Below are 16,439 nucleotides of genomic sequence, written 5' to 3'. Positions count from 1 at the left end.
TTAATAAAAATTTCAAGGAGGATAAGATTATGGAAAATAGTTTAAATCAAATCTATAAATATATAGATGATAGTAAGGATGAAATGATAGCCTTATGGAGAGATATTGTTAATTTGGAAAGCTATGCTAGAGAAAGGAATAATGTAAATATAGTAGCTCAACGTCTAAAAGAAGAATTTGAGAAAGAAGGATTAAGTTGCAGATTAGTTGATGTGGGAGAAGAAAATGGAGTTACTCTAGTTGGAGAATTAGGTTCTGATAGAGAAAATAAACCTGTGATTTTCTCTGGACATATGGACACTGTTTTTCCTACTGGAACCTTTGGAGACAAGCCTTTTAGAATGGAAGAAGGTAAAGCCTATGGACCAGGGGTATTGGACATGAAGGGAGGAATAATCATTTCTCTATATGTTATTAAAGCTTTAAACAAGACTAATTACAATAAAAGACCAATAAAGATTATTTATTCTGGAGATGAAGAAATCGGTCATGTAAATTCAAAGGGTGCAGAAATAATATTAAATGAAGCAAAAGGTGGTATTTGTGCATTTAATATGGAGACAGGCTTAGTTGATAATTATCTATGTGTAGGAAGAAAAGGCAGGATGGAGTGCCATGTTACTGTAGATGGAGTAGAGGCACATGCTGGAAATGATTTCTCAAGTGGGAAAAATGCAATAGCGGAAATGGCTCTAAAGGTTATAGAAATTCAAAAACTTACTGATTTAGAATCTGGAATTACTGTTAGCGTAGGAAAAATAAATGGTGGTACAGTATCCAATGCAATACCTGCACAATGCACTATAGAAATTGATATTAGGTTTGATAAAATGAGTGATATGGATATTGTTAAAGAAAAAATACAAGATATATGCAAGAAAACATATATAGAAGGAACTTCAACAAAATATGAAATCGTAAGCTCAATGGCAGCCTATGAAACAACAGAAGATGTCATGAAATATTATAATTTTGTCAATGAAGTATCTAAGAAATATGGATTTGGAGAAATGGGTTATAAAAGGCTTGGAGGTAGTTCAGATGCTTCCTATATAACTATAGCAAAAACTCCTGTTTTGTGTTCATTTGGAGTGCAAGGTCAATGGAACCATACTATTAAAGAATATGCTTTGGTGGATTCTTTATTGAAGAGGACAAAGCTAATATCTACGATTATCATGAATTTACAAAAATTTCAATAGTGAAAGGAGCATATTATGAATATGGTAAATCAAAACAAAGTAACTTGGAAAGGTTGGCTATCATTATTAGGTTTGATTATTTTGTTTTCAGGAGTTTTCAAAGATTCTGATGGTGTACTCAAAGCATTTGACTTTGCAAACTTGACAGGTAATTTTGGAGAAATTTATGAAGGTATAAATTTTGTTGGAAAAGGTGGAACAGGAGCGAAAGAAGGACTTCTATTTACACTTACTCTAATACCTACAGTTTGCCTTGCAGTAGGGCTAATTGATGTAGTGGAATCTATGGGAGCAATGGATGCGGCTGCAAAGCTATTTAATCCTCTGCTCAAGCCATTACTAGGGATTCCTGGAATTGCAGGCATATCTTTTGTTGCTTCTTTTACCAGCTCAGATATTGGATCATTTATGACAAAGGAATTAGTAGAGGATGGGCATATGACTGATGATGAACGAACCATATATGTAGCATATCAATATGCAGGTTCTGCTGTTGTATTGAATACAATAAATACTCAAGCACCATTATTGCCCATATCTTTACTTGCTATTGGACCAATTATTTTGATAGAAATAGTTTGCAAGATTTTAGGTGCAAATTTAGTTAGACTAATTATTCGTATTAAAAATAGGAAGGAAAGAGGTGTAAAACATGAGCCAATTAGTTAAAGAGAAAAAGAAAAGTACCATTGAAACTTTTATGGGCGGTGCAAAGAAAGGGTTTTATATAGGCATTGAACAAATACTTCCCGCTATGGTTCTTGGGTATGTAATAGTTCAATTCTTGCAGCTAACTGGTTTGGTTGATATTTTAGGAAATGTTTTTGGACCTATAATGGGTATTTTTGGATTACCTGGAGAATCTGTAGTAGTGTTTATATCTGCATTCTTTGCAAAAGCAGCAGGAGCGGCTACAGCAGCTAATTTATATACTCAAGGGTTAATAAATGCAGCACAAGCAACTATACTTATTATGCCTAGTATGCTTATGGGAACTCTAGTAGGACATTATGCAAGGATAGTTCTGGTTGCAGATACTAATCCTAAGTATAGAAAGCTTATGCTATTTATTCCCATATTTGATACTATTGTAGGTATGTTATTAATGAGATTAATTCTTACTATTATGGGATTACAATAAATTCATTAACATATAACTTAGGTGATATATAAGGGGAGGAGATTTTTCTTTAAGCTGTATTAGATATACTTCTCCCCTTCTTGTTTAAATTCGACAGCCTCAAGGAAACTAAAATCCCTATATTTTTCATTTAAATAGAATCTATTGATAATAATTTATAAGCAAGATAAATAACGTCTTAAAAACTTATAATATTTGATTATAAAAATACTAAGAATATAACTTAAAACTCTTATCTTCAAAAGATAATTTATACAACAAATAACCTTCTCAACAGATATAAAATTAATATATTGAAGACTCTATGTAATCATGATAAAATAAATCGAAGAACAAGAACAAAAGGGGATGATTACATAAGAAAAATATTAGTTATAGTTATTTTTTTATTTGCCTGTACAGCTACAGTTTCCTACGCTAGTTTAGATAAGATTCCTGTATTTCTATATCACCATATATTGCCTGAACAGGATATTATAAACTGCGGTTGGGAAAATAATAATAGTGTACTAAGCCTTGAAAAATTTACTGAACAAATGAAATATTTAAAGGAAAATGGTTATTATACAGCCACCATGAATGAGCTTGAATCCTTTATGGATGGAAAAATAAAACTTCCTAAAAAAACAGTGGTTATAACCTTTGATGATGGATATCTAAGCAATGGTATATATGCCTATCCTATAATGAAAGAATATGGCATGAAAGGAACTATTTTTTCAGTAGGAGAGCTGGCAACTAGAGAAAAAATGGAATTTGATCCTAAGGGCTTACAGTATATTCCAGTAGGGGATATGGGAAAATATAATGATGTATTCTTATTTGCCTGTCATACCTATGATCTACATCGTCATAATGAAGAAGGGATTCCATTTTTAAAATCTCTTTCTGAGGAAGAAATAATGAAGGATTTATTTAAAAGTAAAGAATTATTGAATTCACAATACATAGCTTATCCCTTTGGAGAATATGATAAACGCACTATTAAATATGTAGAAGAAGCAGGATATAAGCTGGGGTTCACAGTAAGCTCAGGATATGTATCTAGATATACTAAAAAATATGAAATTCCTAGAATGGTTATCAATCAAAATATAGATTTAGATAAATTTATGTCTTTTCTAAAATAAATAAGATATTTTCAAAATGAACGCCTTATAGGTAGAAGTACCTATAAGGCGTTTTGTATAATAAAAGATTTTAAGTAAAGCCTACCTAGTATAGTTCACCCTATGCAATATATTGCATAGGGTGAACTATTTTACATAGCAATTTTTTTCAATTATATTGTTCTACTAAGGGATTTTGGGCATATTACCTATATAAGGACATGGCATCCTTCTTGCAATTATATATTAATCCATATATATACTTTAATAAATAATATTAAGAGGGGGAGTAAAATGAGTAATGAAACGAAAAAATTAGAGTTTTATGGTGGTGAATGGGTTTCTTTCTTACCTTTTGTTGTATTCTTAGTTATGATTATACTTACAACATTCCACTTTGGCTCTATATCAGATGGGGCTCTTTGGGTACCTGCATTCACTGCTTTAGTTGTCGCTTTTTTCTTTGCAAAGGATAAGTCACAATATTCTAATGCTCTAATTAATGGTATGGCTAGTAAAGAAGCTATAATCCCTGTAGTATGCTGGATCTTTGCAGGAGTCTTTTCTAGAATTCTTCGTACTTCAGGTTTAGCTGATGGGATTGCTGGTGTAGCTGCTTCTATGGGTATCCAAGGGACTTTCTTTATTGTCATATCTTTTTTAGCATCAGCAGTCTTTGCTACGGCTTCTGGTACAGGCTTTGGTACAATTGCTGCTGGAATGGGTGTTTTATATCCGGCTGGCATTGCTTTAGGCGCACATCCTGCTCTTTTAGCTGGTGCTATAATTTCTGGCGGTGCTTTTGGAGATAATCTTGCACCAGTTTCTGATACAACTATTTGTTCTGCTACTTCACAAGGTGTTGATGTTCCAGGTGTAGTTAAATCTCGTCTGAAATATGCCATTACTTCAGGTATTATAGTTATCATTGGAATTATCATTATTGGAAGTGGATATAAAGGTGATATTTCAGCTATGGAATCTATTTCATATAACCCTAAGACATTATTTATGATGATTCCAGTTGCATTAACCATTTGGATTGCCGTTAAATCTGGAGATATTATTATTGCAACTACAGTGGGGTCTGTATTAGCAGGTGGAACAGCAGTATTATTTGGATTAATGGACTTTATACAAATAGATCCTGCTGCTGATGTAGTTAAGGAGGCTTTAATTAGAGTTTCAGGTGCTGGACTTGATAGAACAGTAGATGGTGTTATTTATACAGGTATCAATAGTATGATGCAGGTTGTAGTCCTAGCACTTTTATTATTTGGTTCAATTGAAATCATGAGAGCAGGACATGGAGATGTTAAATTATTAAATGCTTTAGGAAAAGTAGCAAAGAGCCCAAGAAGTGCAGAGTTTGTTATAAGCTTTATGATTATAATACTTTCAGCTTTAATGGGACTTAATGCTCCTGCAATATTAGCAGTTGGTGCTTCCTTTGCTAGACCACTAGGTGAGAAACATGGAATTAGTCCATATCGTATTGCAAATCTTTTAGACGCCCAATCTAATACATTTGTTTATGCCCTACCTTGGACACCTGCTATAATCTATACCATAAGTTTTGCTAAAGACAGTGCAGCTCCATTAACAGCAGTTGAAGTAACGCCATATGTATTATATTCCTATGCTATGCTAGCAGTAATGTTTATTTCAATAATATTTGGAATCGGTAGATACGATAATATGAAACAAGCTAAGAAAATTAGCGAAAAGGCATAAAAAATACCTCCAAGTAGATAGTCTATTTTAATTAGACTATCTACTTTGGAAGTATCATATCACCAAGGAGTTATTTTTTATAACCAATAGGAAAGTTCTACTATGACATAAATTCTCTTAAATTGTACTCGTTTATTTTATTGAAAAGTTGTCTTCTACTTAAACCGATTACCTCAGCGGTTTTAGTTATATTGTTATCGTTTAATTTCAGAACGTTGATTAAATATTCTTTTTCAAAGTTTGCTCTTGCAAGGTTAAAGTCTAAAATATCAAAGTGTTTATGAGAATCAAAGTTTTTTGCTGTACTTGATTCCATTCCTTCCATTTTCAATACTCCATCCTTACATAAGACAAACATTCTCTCGATTATATTTTTTAATTCTCTGATATTACCAGGATAGCTATAATTAAGTAGATATTCTAATGTTTCATTTTCTATCTTAGTGATATCCTTTTTAAACTCCATCTTATAATTATCTATAAAGAAATTAATCATATCCAAGATATCTTCTTTTCTCTCTCTGAGAGGAGGTATTTCAAGTATAATAGTATTGATTCTATAAAAGAGATCTTCTCTAAAATTTCCACTTTGAATCTCATGTAGTAGATTCTTGTTAGTTGCACAGATTAATCTAAAATCAACTTCTATTTGTTTATTTGAACCCATTCTTTCAATTTTTCTATTTTCTAATACCCTTAGAAATTTAACTTGAATTTCTTGAGATATTTCTCCTATTTCATCTAGAAAGATAGTACCTCCATTAGCTTCTTCAAATCTACCAATTCTCTTTTCATTAGCACCAGTAAAAGAACCTTTTTCATGCCCAAATAATTCAGATTCTAATAGATTTGTAGAATAATATTGACAATTAATAGCGATAAAAGGCATGTTAGATCTTTTGCTTATATCGTGAAGTCTTTGAGCTATTATCTCTTTTCCTACACCAGATTCCCCTAAAAGAAGTACATTTGCACTTGATTGTCCAATATCCTCTAGAGTGTTTAATAATTCCTTCATCTTAGGATTCTTGCTTTGATAAAGATATCTTTCCTTATTCTTCTTTGTTGAAATCATATTGTTCTTCTTTTGTAAATTTAACAGTTTTTTAGTCTTTTCTATTTCAATTAAAAGTTCCTCTGGATTATGGCTTTTGATAAAATAGCCGAATGCTCCTATTTTCATGGCTTCTACAGCTGTTTCTACTCCACCGTAGCCTGTAACCATAATTACCTCTACAGATTCGTAGTTTGATTTTATCTTTTTTAATACCTCTATACCACTTAAACCAGGCATGACTACATCACATAAAACTATTGGATAGTATTCACTTTCCAGAATATTTAAGGCTTCATCCCCACTGCTTGCCTCTCCAATAATAAAGCCTCTGCTTTCTAAAAGCATTCTATAGGTTTCTCTATGTTCTTTTTCATCATCAACTATTAATATTTTAAATACTTCCTTCATTGCTACTCCCTCCAGCTGGTAAATACACTTTGAATTTTGTACCAAATCCTAACTTGCTTTCTACAGAAATGTCACCTTTTAGTTTTTTAACTTCATTATAGGTTATATAAAGTCCCAGTCCTGTACCTTTACCCGGTTCCTTAGAAGTATAAAAAGGATTGAAGATTTTCTCTATATTCTCTGCATTAATTCCAATTCCGTTATCTATAAATTCTATTAGGATACCTTCATCATATTCATAGGCTTTTACTATGATTTCTCCATTTTCTTCAATAGCATCCATAGCATTAGACAATAAATTTATCAATATATGCTTTAAAGACTCTTGATTAATTAAAAATTTATAGTTATTTATACATTCAACTTTGTAACTTATCCCCTGTTTCTGTAAATTTTTTACCTGTAGCTCTAAAATATTGTGGATAAATCCACCTATATCCACAAATTCTTCAGTATCACCAGAAATTCTAGAGAAATTGAGAATATTATCAATAATCCTACTGGCTCTTTGTACTGCATTATCAATATAATCAAGGGATTTATTGATATTTGTATTGGAATATGACCTTAGAATAAAACTATGATTCCTAATTATTCCTAAAGGATTTCTAATTTCGTGGGCTATACCAGCGGCCAATTCTCCAATTGCCATCATTTTATTAGCTTGGAGCAATTTATTCTTACTTATTTTATCGCTAGTAACGTTATACATTAAAACTAATGTATTGTTAATATTATTATTGGTGTCTTTTAAGGGATAAGTATTGACTTCATAGACTTCATTTTTTAAATATATTTCATTTTTACAATTAATACTATCCTCAAAAGTACTTTTTATAATATTATCAAAATCAGAAGTAGAAAACATATCTAAAATTTCACCATAATATTTTCCTAAGACTTGATATTTGTTTTTTCCTATGAAATTTAAGAAGGACTTATTAGTATTAACAACTATATTATCTCTATTTAGAACTAACATAAACTCAGTCATTCCATCAAAAACGATTTGCAGATCATTTCTACTATCTTCTAACTCTTTAGTTCTAAGTTTAATTTGTTTTTTAAGAGAACTATTCCATAGACTCATCAAGATAATAATAGTAGCTATTATAAGTATAAGGGAAAATATATATTTTTTAGCTGCCTCAATATCAAATTGTCTAACAATAGGTGCTGAAATGCCAAACCATTTTTGCTGCACTTTTTCAACAGCATTTTTCTTCTTCAATGCATCTATACCCTTGTTTAAAATAGGAATTAATTCAGGCTTAGACTTAGGAACAGCAAAAACCACCTGATTTTCATAAACAGGTTTTTCAATTATTTTTACTTTATTTTCTAGATGATTATTATTTAAGTGATAAAATATGACAGGTTCGTCTCCTAAAACTCCATCTACTTTCCCTTCTCCAAGAAGTAGCAATGCTTCCTCTAAGTCACCAACATAATGCTGCTCGATACTAGGGAAATTAATACTTAGATATTCGCTGGCATAGTCTTTCTTTTGCATAGCCATAACCTTACCTTCAAGGTCTTGTAGACTATGTATGTCAGTGTTGCTAGCCTGAATCACCAATACAGATCTTAAGTTATATATAGGTTTAGTGAATAGGAAATGTTTACTCCTTTCAGCACTAGCAAACATATCACATATATCAGTTTGACCTTGTGAAAGGCTGTCTATAGCATCTTCCCAGAGCATAGGATGAAGTTCGATATTAGTTCCTATTTCTATAGATAAGGAATTTACATAATCAATAAGAATTCCCTTATACTGTCCATCTGCTTCATCATGAAATCTAAGAGGAGGAGCATTTCTATCAGCAGCATATATTAGACTTCCCTGTTGATGTAACCATTCTCTCTCTTTTTTGGTTAAATTATTAGATAAATTAATTCTATTATTTAGAATTATAAAGAGGGGAAATAATATGATAAGTATTATAAATATAATTGCAATTTGTTTATAAGCCTTATGACCCAAGGTTATACCTCCCACTAAGATGATAATTTTATTATATCATATCTTTTAAGAGATGACTAAGTGCTGGGAATAATTAGAATGGATTCTCAATGCTATGAGGTTAAGGATTTTATTGGAAAAGAAATATCTAAAATATATAATTATGAATATAGGAGGAAAGTTAAATGAAAATAGGTATTATTTCTGATACTCATATTACAAAAAATATCTCTAGCTTTATTGATTTTCTAGATACTTATTTTAAGGAAGTAGACATCATTATTCATTCAGGTGATTATATAAGTATGGAAGTCATAGAAGTATTACAAAATTACAAGAATTTTATTGGAGTGTGGGGAAATGTAGATGAACCTGAAATAAAAAATCTGACAAAGGAAAAAGAAATAGTCACTATAGAGGGTTATAGAATAGGAATTTTTCATGGACATGGTACTGATAGTAATACCTTAGATCGAGCCTATGAAAAATTTAGAGAAGACGATATAGATATAATTATATTTGGTCATAGCCATCAACCATTAGTTAAAACTAAAAAGGGAATATTGATGTTGAATCCTGGATCATTAACCAATAAACGTCAAGAAAGATGGTATTCTTATATTATATTAGAATTACATTCTGAAAGCATTGATTTGCAATTTAAATTTTTTTCTTAGAATATTAAAGAAAGAGGGTTAGGATTTTAGTGGAGGTTAAGCTAAAGCTAACTTTTTTGTCGTATTGTGTATAACCTTGTTGGAAATTGTAGAAATATTTGGTATAATTATTTTAATTATAATAAGTTAATATCTAACTGTAATAGCAATGATTATTCATAAGTTTATGTTCTAATGAAAACTCACACGGAGGTACAACATGGATGGTTTTAAAATCTATAAAAACGGTGAAGCCATAAAAGAAGATATAAACAAAGCAGGAAGATTTAAACTTATGATTCAAGACAGTGATTTTGAAATCTTTGAATCTTACATACATGCAGGGCATTCGGTGATTTGTCAGCCATATGAATGTGAGAATTCGATGAATGCAGTCTTTGTATTAAGTGGTAAACTTTATCATACTAATACAAGGTCTTATATTTTAGGGGGAGAACATTATACCTTTAAGAATTTAAAAGAAACCCATCACCTCAGTGTAGAGGAAGACACAGAACTCTTGATGATTAGAAAAAAGAGTTTTTTCATGGAGCAAGTATCCAAAATGAATAAGGTCATGGAGCTTATGGATATGATTCAGAAAAAAGATCATTATACAGAGAAACATTGTAATAGTACAGGGAATTTAGCTGTTAAAATAGCAACTTATTTAAAGCTTTCAGATGAGGTTATTCAAAATGTCTTATTTATAGGTAAAATTCATGATATAGGGAAGATCGATGTCCCTATTGAAATTTTAAATAAACCTGGAAAATTGACTGCAGAAGAGTTTGATTTCATAAAAAAACATCCTCAGAGGGGACATGATATAGTCATGGAGACAATTGGAGATAAAGAAGTTGCTAAAATTATTTTGCAGCATCATGAAAAAATTGATGGCAGCGGTTATCCTTTTGGTCTAAAAGGCAAAGAAATATCTATGGAGGCTAAAATTATTTTAGTTGCAGATAGCTTTGATGCTATGACATCTAATAGACCATATCGAAAGCCTATGAGTGTTAATGATGCCATCCAAGAACTTAGAACTTATTCAGGTATATGGTATGAAAAAGAAATAGTTGAGGCATTAGTTGAGGTAGTTAGAGAATAAATCATTATTTATTAAAGGGAAAATAGGGAATCAATCAAGGGAATTGGTTTTCTATTTTTTTATATAAATCAAGAAAATAGGTTGACATAATCTTGAATAAATGGTATATTATATGTAGAAATTAGCACTCGGTGACTTAGAGTGCTAATGAAATATTAAATAATATAAAAAGGAGTTGTTAAATATGTCTGGATTAGTACCTTTTAACAGAAGAAACACAAGTATATTTAATTCTCGTTTTGAGGACTTATACAACATAATGGACGACTTTTTTAATTATAATTGGTCCTCTAACAGAATTGGTGGAAATGGGTCATTTAAAATAGACATTCAAGAGAATGATAAGGAGTATATAGTAGAAGCGGCACTTCCTGGTGTGAAAAAAGAGGAAATAGATATTCAACTAAATGATGGTAGACTTAGTATTTCTGTGGCAAGAGATGAGAATATTAGTGAGGAAAAGAAGAACTATGTTTACAAAGAGAGCAGGTATTGTTCAATGAGTCGTGCTATATATTTAGATGAAGCTAAATCTGATGAAGTAAAAGCAAAATTAGATAATGGAGTTCTTCATATTACAGTTTCTAAAAAAGAAAATACAGGCAATACTAAAAAAATTGAAATTGAATAACTGGGACAGATGATATCTAACTATATTTATGCAACCTTATGTCCCACATTAAAGAGCCAGCTCTTAGGAACTGGCTCTTTCCTTACCTTATCCATTTTTTTAAATTTTCTAAGGCTCTAGTCTTTGTATTTACCACAGTTCTGTAGCTTATACCAAGCTTACTTCCTATATAACCAATACTCATATTTTTTACATAATAAAGAATTACTATTTCTCTCTGCCTTTCAGTAAGCTTTTCTAGAGCTTTGTTAAGCTGGATATTTCTTTCATCTTCTAATACTATATCCAGTGCAGCTTTGTCATCTGATACTAGAATATCTATGATTTCCAGTTCTCCATCTGCTATCGAGTCGTTTAGGGATAGATGTATTTTTCTTTTATGTTTATTTAGATATAGATATTTGAGATTCAATTTTATATATCCTAAGAAATGTACGGCCCTAGTAGAGTCATAGCTCTTTAAACTTTCCAAAATCATTAAATTACCTTCTTGTATTAAATCCTCATACTCTTTTCCATTATTATAATATTTTCTAATTGAGCTTATAACCAATGGCTGCAATCTATTGATAATTTCTCCTGCTGCCGCCCTATTTCCTTTTCTAGCTTCTTCAATTAATTTATCCAACATATTATTCACTCCCTTTTTGACAATTCACAGTGCACAATTATTTAGGATTAATATATCTGGTTATTACTTAAATTGGAAAAGCAGATTTATAACAAGTCATGGGAAGAATAAGACGGATTTTTAGTGACTAAATAAAAGTCCTTATTTTTTTCAAAGGACTTGCAATAAAACATATGTTCTGTTATTATAAGTCTAAGAGTTAAATAACTGTTAAAAAAGAGGAGGGAATATGATGGAAAGAGTACTTAATGAAGAACTGATGGCAATTTTGCCGCAGTACGTAGATAACAGGGGGAACTGTACTAAGATTTATGCTGTGGGTTTAGAACCATTAATACTAGATAAAAGTATTAAAACGATTCTACGTCTTATTGGTAAACATTATATGATTGATTTAAAGGAATTGAAGAAGAGATATGGAGCTTTAGTATCATCACCAAATCTAGTACCTATTCCATTAAGTAAGAGAGATGTTTTCATACCTTTCAAGACTAGAGTGCCCATGTATAAGAATGATGGAGCCTTTGGATATATTAATATGAGACATATAGAAAAAATTAGAGAAGAAAAAGAATCCACTGTAGTATATTTATCTAATGGTGTCTACATTCCATGCTTATGTAGTTTATCTACAATAGATAAGCATATGAGAAATGGTAATATAGTAAGTAGGTGTTATGAGGATAGGTCAATGAAAATAAAGGAGCAGGAAGTAGTTTATAATGCGAGAGTAATCATCACTAGATAGGCAATAAAAAAGAAAGTAATTTCATTTCAATGAATATTAAAAGATAATCATGCATAAGTTTTTATACGGAAAAAATAAATTGTTGGAGGTTGATTTGAAATGAAAAGGCAAAGGGTAAGTTTGTTAAGTTGTGTTCTTTTAATGATGATTTTGGTGTTGACAAATGTCTCTCCAGTGTTTGCCAATGGTAGTGATAATTACACCATTGATATGAAGCAAGTTCAAGAAGATTGGGAAAAGGCAGCAAAAGTACCTTTAGTGCAAGATAAAAATTCAGAAAATTCCAAAGGCATTGAACTTTCTGCCTATGGCACATATCCAACAAGAAAAGGAGTTATTTTAGTTACACCTGACAAATTTAAGGGCATTATCCCTACAGGTCATGCAGCTATTATCTATACTAGCACAACAGTTGTTGAATCCTTATCTGGCGGAGTAACTACAGGACCTAATGATTGGAATAAAACTAGATCAAAATGTTATGGAGTAACCGTAAGTGGAACAACTACGACCCAAGATAGCAATGCTGCTGATTGGTGTTATAGACAAAGAGGAAAAAGCTATAACTGGAATTACTTAAATGTTTCAACAAGGAGTTCCTTCTATTGTTCTCAGTTAGTTTGGGCAGCCTTTTTAGATTTATATGGAATAGATTTAGATACTGGTTCCTATGGAGTTGCAGTTCATCCTATGGAGTTAGTAAATACTAGCAGAACATCAAAAATATACGAAAACTAACTTTACGAATAATAATTTTAGATAATAGTGGATATACATTTAGTATGTCCACTATTATTACCTAGGAGGGAAACAAATGTATAGAAGAAATAATTTTCTTATAGCTACAATTCTTATCTTATTCCTATTATCAGGATGTAACAATATGAACTTTAAGGGAAAGGATTTTAATTATAAGTATGGAGTAATTGAAACTACAGGTCAAGAGAATAACTCATATATATCATTTTATGATGATAACTTGGAAAAGACAGGTGAGGAAAAAATTAAATATGGATCTATGGGAGATGGATTTTCTTTGCCTCAAGTTTTTAAAAATAGTATGTTTATTGTTCCTAAAGGACTTTATAGTAAAAAAGAACTTACCTTTATTATGGAATATGATTTGGATAAGATGAAAATAAAAAAATATAATACTGGGTTACAGAACATGAATAGTATTGCTGTAGATGATAGCTATATTTATGGTGTTAATACCATGAACTTTGTATCAAATATTGTAAGATGTAATAGGGAAACAAAGAAACTATCTAAAGTAGAAATACCTAACACCTATATCAGCTATATTGAAATTTATGAGAATGAATTATTTGCCTTTGGTGAAAGCAATGAAAATGGAAAAATGAATTCATCTCTTTATATACTAGATGCTGATACTTTGAATATCTTAGAAAAAATAGATATTACAGATATTGGATTTGGACAATATGATACAGTAATGAAAGACAATAAATTATACTTTTCAGCATCTCATTCAATAGAAGGCACAGAAAGTCAACCGATAAATAAATTATGTGAATACAATAGAGAAAGTGGAGAAGTTAGAATATATGACTTAAAAGAAAACTTTCCTTTCCAAATAATGGGATATAATGACAAATTACTTATCACTCATTTTGATCCTGTAGGAGTTATAGGAAATAAAATTAGTATATTTAATGTCGATGATAAAAATAGTGATATAGTTGAATTTACACATAATATAGAACAGTTAGAGTTAGATGATGAAGATATTATCATACTGGGAGATGGATATTTATATAGATATGATAAGAATTTCTCCTTAAAGGATTCTACTCTGGTGGTCAATGAGAGAGAGACTGATTATCATTATTATACCACAGGTTTATTTAAGCCATAAGGAACTAGAAGGTATAAAACTGTATTGATTATATCTAGATATAATAGAGAAATATAAATTTATATTAAATGGAATACTTGTTCTTTTCTCTATAATAAAGTATACTAATTAGGCAGGTATATGAAAATGACATCTATGGAGGAGTTTTATGACGGGAAAAACACATGTAGTAATAGGAATCACTGCAGCATTAACAGTATCCTTTGGTCAGCCAGTAGAAAATCAGTTAATAGTAGTACTGGCTTCAGCAGTAAGCTCTTTAATTCCTGATTTAGATCATCCTAAGGGTAAATTAAATCAAAAAATACTATTGGTTAATAATAATTTTTATAGGATATTATTTTATCTATCTTTAGGCAGTTTATTTATGTATTTGTATTATTCAAATCAAATAAGTATCTTTCTTTATTTAGGACTAATATCCTTTCTCATAGGGATATCTAGTCATAGGGGTTTTACCCATAGTATAGTAGGTTTTCTAGCATCTACATCTATAGTTACACTGGGAACAGTGAATTATGGATTAACCTCTGTATATTCTGGTTTTGCTATAGGATATGTACTACATATAATAGCAGATTTATTTACTACAAAAGGAGTGAAGTTATTTTATCCTTTGAAAAATAATATATCATTTCCTATTAAAATTAAGACAAATAGTAAGGCTGAAAAGATAATATTTAGATTGTTAAGTATCTATTGTGCTTGTTTATTGTTTAGATATTTAATATAGAGCTATTGATCTAACAGAATAACAAGAACACCCTAAGGTTATTAGTAATTTTAAGCCTTAGGGTATTTTTATATCACCATAATGATTATATAATCGGTTTACTACTCCATACTATCATTTATCTATATTATTATAATTCCATATAAAACATATCTATAGCTTGATTATTAATTGTCAATCAAGGGTATATTAATTAAAAACAATTAGGGAGTGGTACTTATGACAAAAATTATAATTTCTCCGGGAAAATATATACAAGGTGCTGGCGAATTAAAGAGAATTAAAGATCATGTAGGACATTTGGGAAAATCTTTCTTTATTATAATTAGTGAATCAGGTCATAAAAGATTTGGAGAAACTGTGAAGGAAAGTTTTGGAGACTCTGTTAATATTCATTTTGCAAAATTTAATGGTGAATGTTCAAAAGGAGAGATAAAAAGACTTGAAGAAGAAGTAAAATCAATAGGTGCAGATGTTATTATCGGTATAGGCGGAGGGAAAATCCATGACACTGCAAAAGCTGTTGCCTATTATCAAGGTTTGCCAGTAGTCATAGTTCCAACTATTGCAAGCACTGATGCACCTTGTAGTGCCTTATCTGTATTATATACAGACGAAGGAGCATTTGATGAATATTTACTTTTACCAAAGAACCCAGATGTTGTATTGATTGATTTAGAGGCAGTTGCATCTGCGCCAGCAAGGTTACTTGTTGCAGGTATGGGTGATGCTTTGGCTACAAAGTTTGAAGCTAGAGCCAGTTTTCAATCAGGTTCAACTACTATGGCTGGTGGACTTCCTACAGATGCTGCAATTGCTTTAGCAAATTTATGCTATGAAACATTGATAAATGAAGGATTAAAAGCAAAATTGGCCATAGAGAAGAAAGTTGTAACTAAGGCTGTAGAAAAAATAGTAGAAGCAAATACGCTTCTAAGTGGTCTTGGATTTGAAAGTGGCGGACTTGGTGCAGCTCATGCTGTTCACAATGGATTAACTGTTATAGAAGAAGCACATGATTTATATCATGGTGAAAAAGTTGCTTTTGGTGTATTGGTTCAATTAGTATTAGAAAATGCATCTATAGAAGAATTAAATGAAGTGCTATATTTCTGTAATGAAGTAGGTCTTCCAACTACATTAGTAGATTTAAATATGGCTAATGTATCAAATGAAAAATTAATGGAAGCAGCAAAATTAAGCTGTGCAGAAGGTGAAACTATTCACTATATGCCATTTAAGGTAACAGCAGAAGATGTATATGCAGCAATATTGGCTGCAGATGCCATAGGAGAAAACTTTAAGAAACAATATATTTTAAAATAGAGTATATCTTGTTCACTTATATTGAGCTATTTGAATAGTTGAATTAATAAAACCTGTCTCTGTGAAATATAGGGACAGGTTTTATATTTTAAATTTACCAATATTTA

General features: G+C 30.8%; 16 protein-coding genes. 13 read left to right on the top strand and 3 right to left on the bottom strand.

What is annotated here, in order from left to right; all coding sequences use genetic code 11:
• The first annotated feature begins 29 nt into the window (after positions 1-29).
• The 5 genes from KQI38_RS13810 (at position 30) to KQI38_RS13790 (ending at position 5,186) form a co-directional block, all read left to right on the top strand.
• A complete protein-coding gene (locus KQI38_RS13810) occupies positions 30-1,202 on the top strand; it encodes a M20 family metallopeptidase (protein WP_216560405.1) in 1,173 nt (390 codons plus the stop codon).
• A gap of 15 nt (positions 1,203-1,217) precedes the next feature.
• On the top strand, positions 1,218-1,871 hold the full coding sequence (locus KQI38_RS13805; protein ID WP_216560402.1) for a nucleoside recognition domain-containing protein: 654 nt from the start codon (positions 1,218-1,220) through the stop codon (positions 1,869-1,871).
• Entirely contained in the window at positions 1,855-2,343 is a 489-nt protein-coding gene (locus KQI38_RS13800) for a nucleoside recognition domain-containing protein (protein WP_216560400.1), read from the top strand. Before KQI38_RS13805 ends, KQI38_RS13800 begins: the two co-directional genes overlap by 17 nt.
• 293 nt (positions 2,344-2,636) lie before the next feature.
• Complete coding sequence (locus KQI38_RS13795; RefSeq protein ID WP_216560398.1) at positions 2,637-3,473, top strand: polysaccharide deacetylase family protein; 837 nt, start codon at positions 2,637-2,639, stop codon at positions 3,471-3,473.
• A 273-nt stretch (positions 3,474-3,746) separates the two neighbouring features.
• Entirely contained in the window at positions 3,747-5,186 is a 1,440-nt protein-coding gene (locus KQI38_RS13790; RefSeq protein WP_216560395.1) for a Na+/H+ antiporter NhaC family protein, read from the top strand.
• Positions 5,187-5,286: 100 nt separating this feature from the next.
• Here KQI38_RS13790 and KQI38_RS13785 read toward each other — a convergent pair whose 3' ends face one another.
• The gene (locus KQI38_RS13785) at positions 5,287-6,651 is read right to left on the bottom strand and encodes a sigma-54-dependent transcriptional regulator (protein ID WP_216560392.1); all 1,365 of its coding nucleotides are present in this window, start codon (positions 6,649-6,651) and stop codon (positions 5,287-5,289) included.
• Positions 6,635-8,638, bottom strand: a complete 2,004-nt coding sequence (locus KQI38_RS13780; protein ID WP_216560388.1) for a transporter substrate-binding domain-containing protein — start codon at positions 8,636-8,638, stop codon at positions 6,635-6,637. The genes KQI38_RS13785 and KQI38_RS13780 overlap by 17 nt, the downstream gene beginning before the upstream one ends.
• Positions 8,639-8,802: 164 nt before the next feature.
• Here KQI38_RS13780 and KQI38_RS13775 point away from each other — a divergent pair, with 164 nt between their 5' ends.
• The 3 genes from KQI38_RS13775 to KQI38_RS13765 all read left to right on the top strand — a co-directional run bounded on the left by KQI38_RS13775 (position 8,803) and on the right by KQI38_RS13765 (position 11,015).
• Entirely contained in the window at positions 8,803-9,294 is a 492-nt protein-coding gene (locus tag KQI38_RS13775; protein ID WP_216560385.1) for a metallophosphoesterase family protein, read from the top strand.
• 199 nt (positions 9,295-9,493) lie between these two features.
• Positions 9,494-10,384, top strand: a complete 891-nt coding sequence (locus KQI38_RS13770; RefSeq protein WP_216560382.1) for an HD-GYP domain-containing protein — start codon at positions 9,494-9,496, stop codon at positions 10,382-10,384.
• A 184-nt stretch (positions 10,385-10,568) separates the two neighbouring features.
• On the top strand, positions 10,569-11,015 hold the full coding sequence (locus tag KQI38_RS13765) for an Hsp20/alpha crystallin family protein (RefSeq protein ID WP_216560380.1): 447 nt from the start codon (positions 10,569-10,571) through the stop codon (positions 11,013-11,015).
• An 82-nt stretch (positions 11,016-11,097) separates the two neighbouring features.
• On the opposite strand, the gene KQI38_RS13760 is transcribed toward KQI38_RS13765, so the two are convergent.
• Positions 11,098-11,646 (bottom strand): RNA polymerase sigma factor, encoded by a 549-nt coding sequence (locus KQI38_RS13760; protein WP_216560377.1) that lies wholly within the window; start codon positions 11,644-11,646, stop codon positions 11,098-11,100.
• Positions 11,647-11,878: 232 nt separating this feature from the next.
• On the opposite strand from KQI38_RS13760, the gene KQI38_RS13755 reads away from it, so the two are divergent.
• From KQI38_RS13755 to KQI38_RS13735, 5 genes are all read left to right on the top strand, one after another.
• Complete coding sequence (locus KQI38_RS13755) at positions 11,879-12,394, top strand: competence protein ComK (protein WP_216560374.1); 516 nt, start codon at positions 11,879-11,881, stop codon at positions 12,392-12,394.
• Positions 12,395-12,493: 99 nt separating this feature from the next.
• Complete coding sequence (locus KQI38_RS13750; protein WP_216560372.1) at positions 12,494-13,132, top strand: YiiX/YebB-like N1pC/P60 family cysteine hydrolase; 639 nt, start codon at positions 12,494-12,496, stop codon at positions 13,130-13,132.
• 76 nt (positions 13,133-13,208) lie between these two features.
• Positions 13,209-14,273, top strand: coding sequence for a hypothetical protein (locus KQI38_RS13745; protein WP_216560369.1), 1,065 nt, complete (start codon positions 13,209-13,211; stop codon positions 14,271-14,273).
• A gap of 148 nt (positions 14,274-14,421) precedes the next feature.
• The gene (locus KQI38_RS13740) at positions 14,422-15,006 is read left to right on the top strand and encodes a metal-dependent hydrolase (RefSeq protein ID WP_216560366.1); all 585 of its coding nucleotides are present in this window, start codon (positions 14,422-14,424) and stop codon (positions 15,004-15,006) included.
• A 219-nt stretch (positions 15,007-15,225) separates the two neighbouring features.
• Complete coding sequence (locus KQI38_RS13735; RefSeq protein ID WP_216560363.1) at positions 15,226-16,332, top strand: glycerol dehydrogenase; 1,107 nt, start codon at positions 15,226-15,228, stop codon at positions 16,330-16,332.
• Positions 16,333-16,439 lie beyond the last annotated feature (107 nt).

Origin of the sequence: Tissierella carlieri (assembly GCF_018917285.1) — a bacterium.
GTDB lineage: Bacteria > Bacillota > Clostridia > Tissierellales > Tissierellaceae > Tissierella > Tissierella carlieri.
Note: the sequence above shows the minus strand (reverse complement) of the source record. Positions and strands in the feature narration are given on the sequence as shown.

Coding starts and splice junctions, on each gene's coding strand:
- KQI38_RS13740 (WP_216560366.1), top strand. CDS start 14,422: ATGACGGGAAAAACACATGTAGTAATAGGAATCACTGCAGCATTAACA.
- KQI38_RS13805 (WP_216560402.1), top strand. CDS start 1,218: ATGAATATGGTAAATCAAAACAAAGTAACTTGGAAAGGTTGGCTATCA.
- KQI38_RS13790 (WP_216560395.1), top strand. CDS start 3,747: ATGAGTAATGAAACGAAAAAATTAGAGTTTTATGGTGGTGAATGGGTT.
- KQI38_RS13800 (WP_216560400.1), top strand. CDS start 1,855: ATGAGCCAATTAGTTAAAGAGAAAAAGAAAAGTACCATTGAAACTTTT.
- KQI38_RS13810 (WP_216560405.1), top strand. CDS start 30: ATGGAAAATAGTTTAAATCAAATCTATAAATATATAGATGATAGTAAG.
- KQI38_RS13770 (WP_216560382.1), top strand. CDS start 9,494: ATGGATGGTTTTAAAATCTATAAAAACGGTGAAGCCATAAAAGAAGAT.
- KQI38_RS13755 (WP_216560374.1), top strand. CDS start 11,879: ATGGAAAGAGTACTTAATGAAGAACTGATGGCAATTTTGCCGCAGTAC.
- KQI38_RS13735 (WP_216560363.1), top strand. CDS start 15,226: ATGACAAAAATTATAATTTCTCCGGGAAAATATATACAAGGTGCTGGC.
- KQI38_RS13765 (WP_216560380.1), top strand. CDS start 10,569: ATGTCTGGATTAGTACCTTTTAACAGAAGAAACACAAGTATATTTAAT.
- KQI38_RS13760 (WP_216560377.1), bottom strand. CDS start 11,646: ATGTTGGATAAATTAATTGAAGAAGCTAGAAAAGGAAATAGGGCGGCA.
- KQI38_RS13775 (WP_216560385.1), top strand. CDS start 8,803: ATGAAAATAGGTATTATTTCTGATACTCATATTACAAAAAATATCTCT.
- KQI38_RS13750 (WP_216560372.1), top strand. CDS start 12,494: ATGAAAAGGCAAAGGGTAAGTTTGTTAAGTTGTGTTCTTTTAATGATG.
- KQI38_RS13745 (WP_216560369.1), top strand. CDS start 13,209: ATGTATAGAAGAAATAATTTTCTTATAGCTACAATTCTTATCTTATTC.
- KQI38_RS13785 (WP_216560392.1), bottom strand. CDS start 6,651: ATGAAGGAAGTATTTAAAATATTAATAGTTGATGATGAAAAAGAACAT.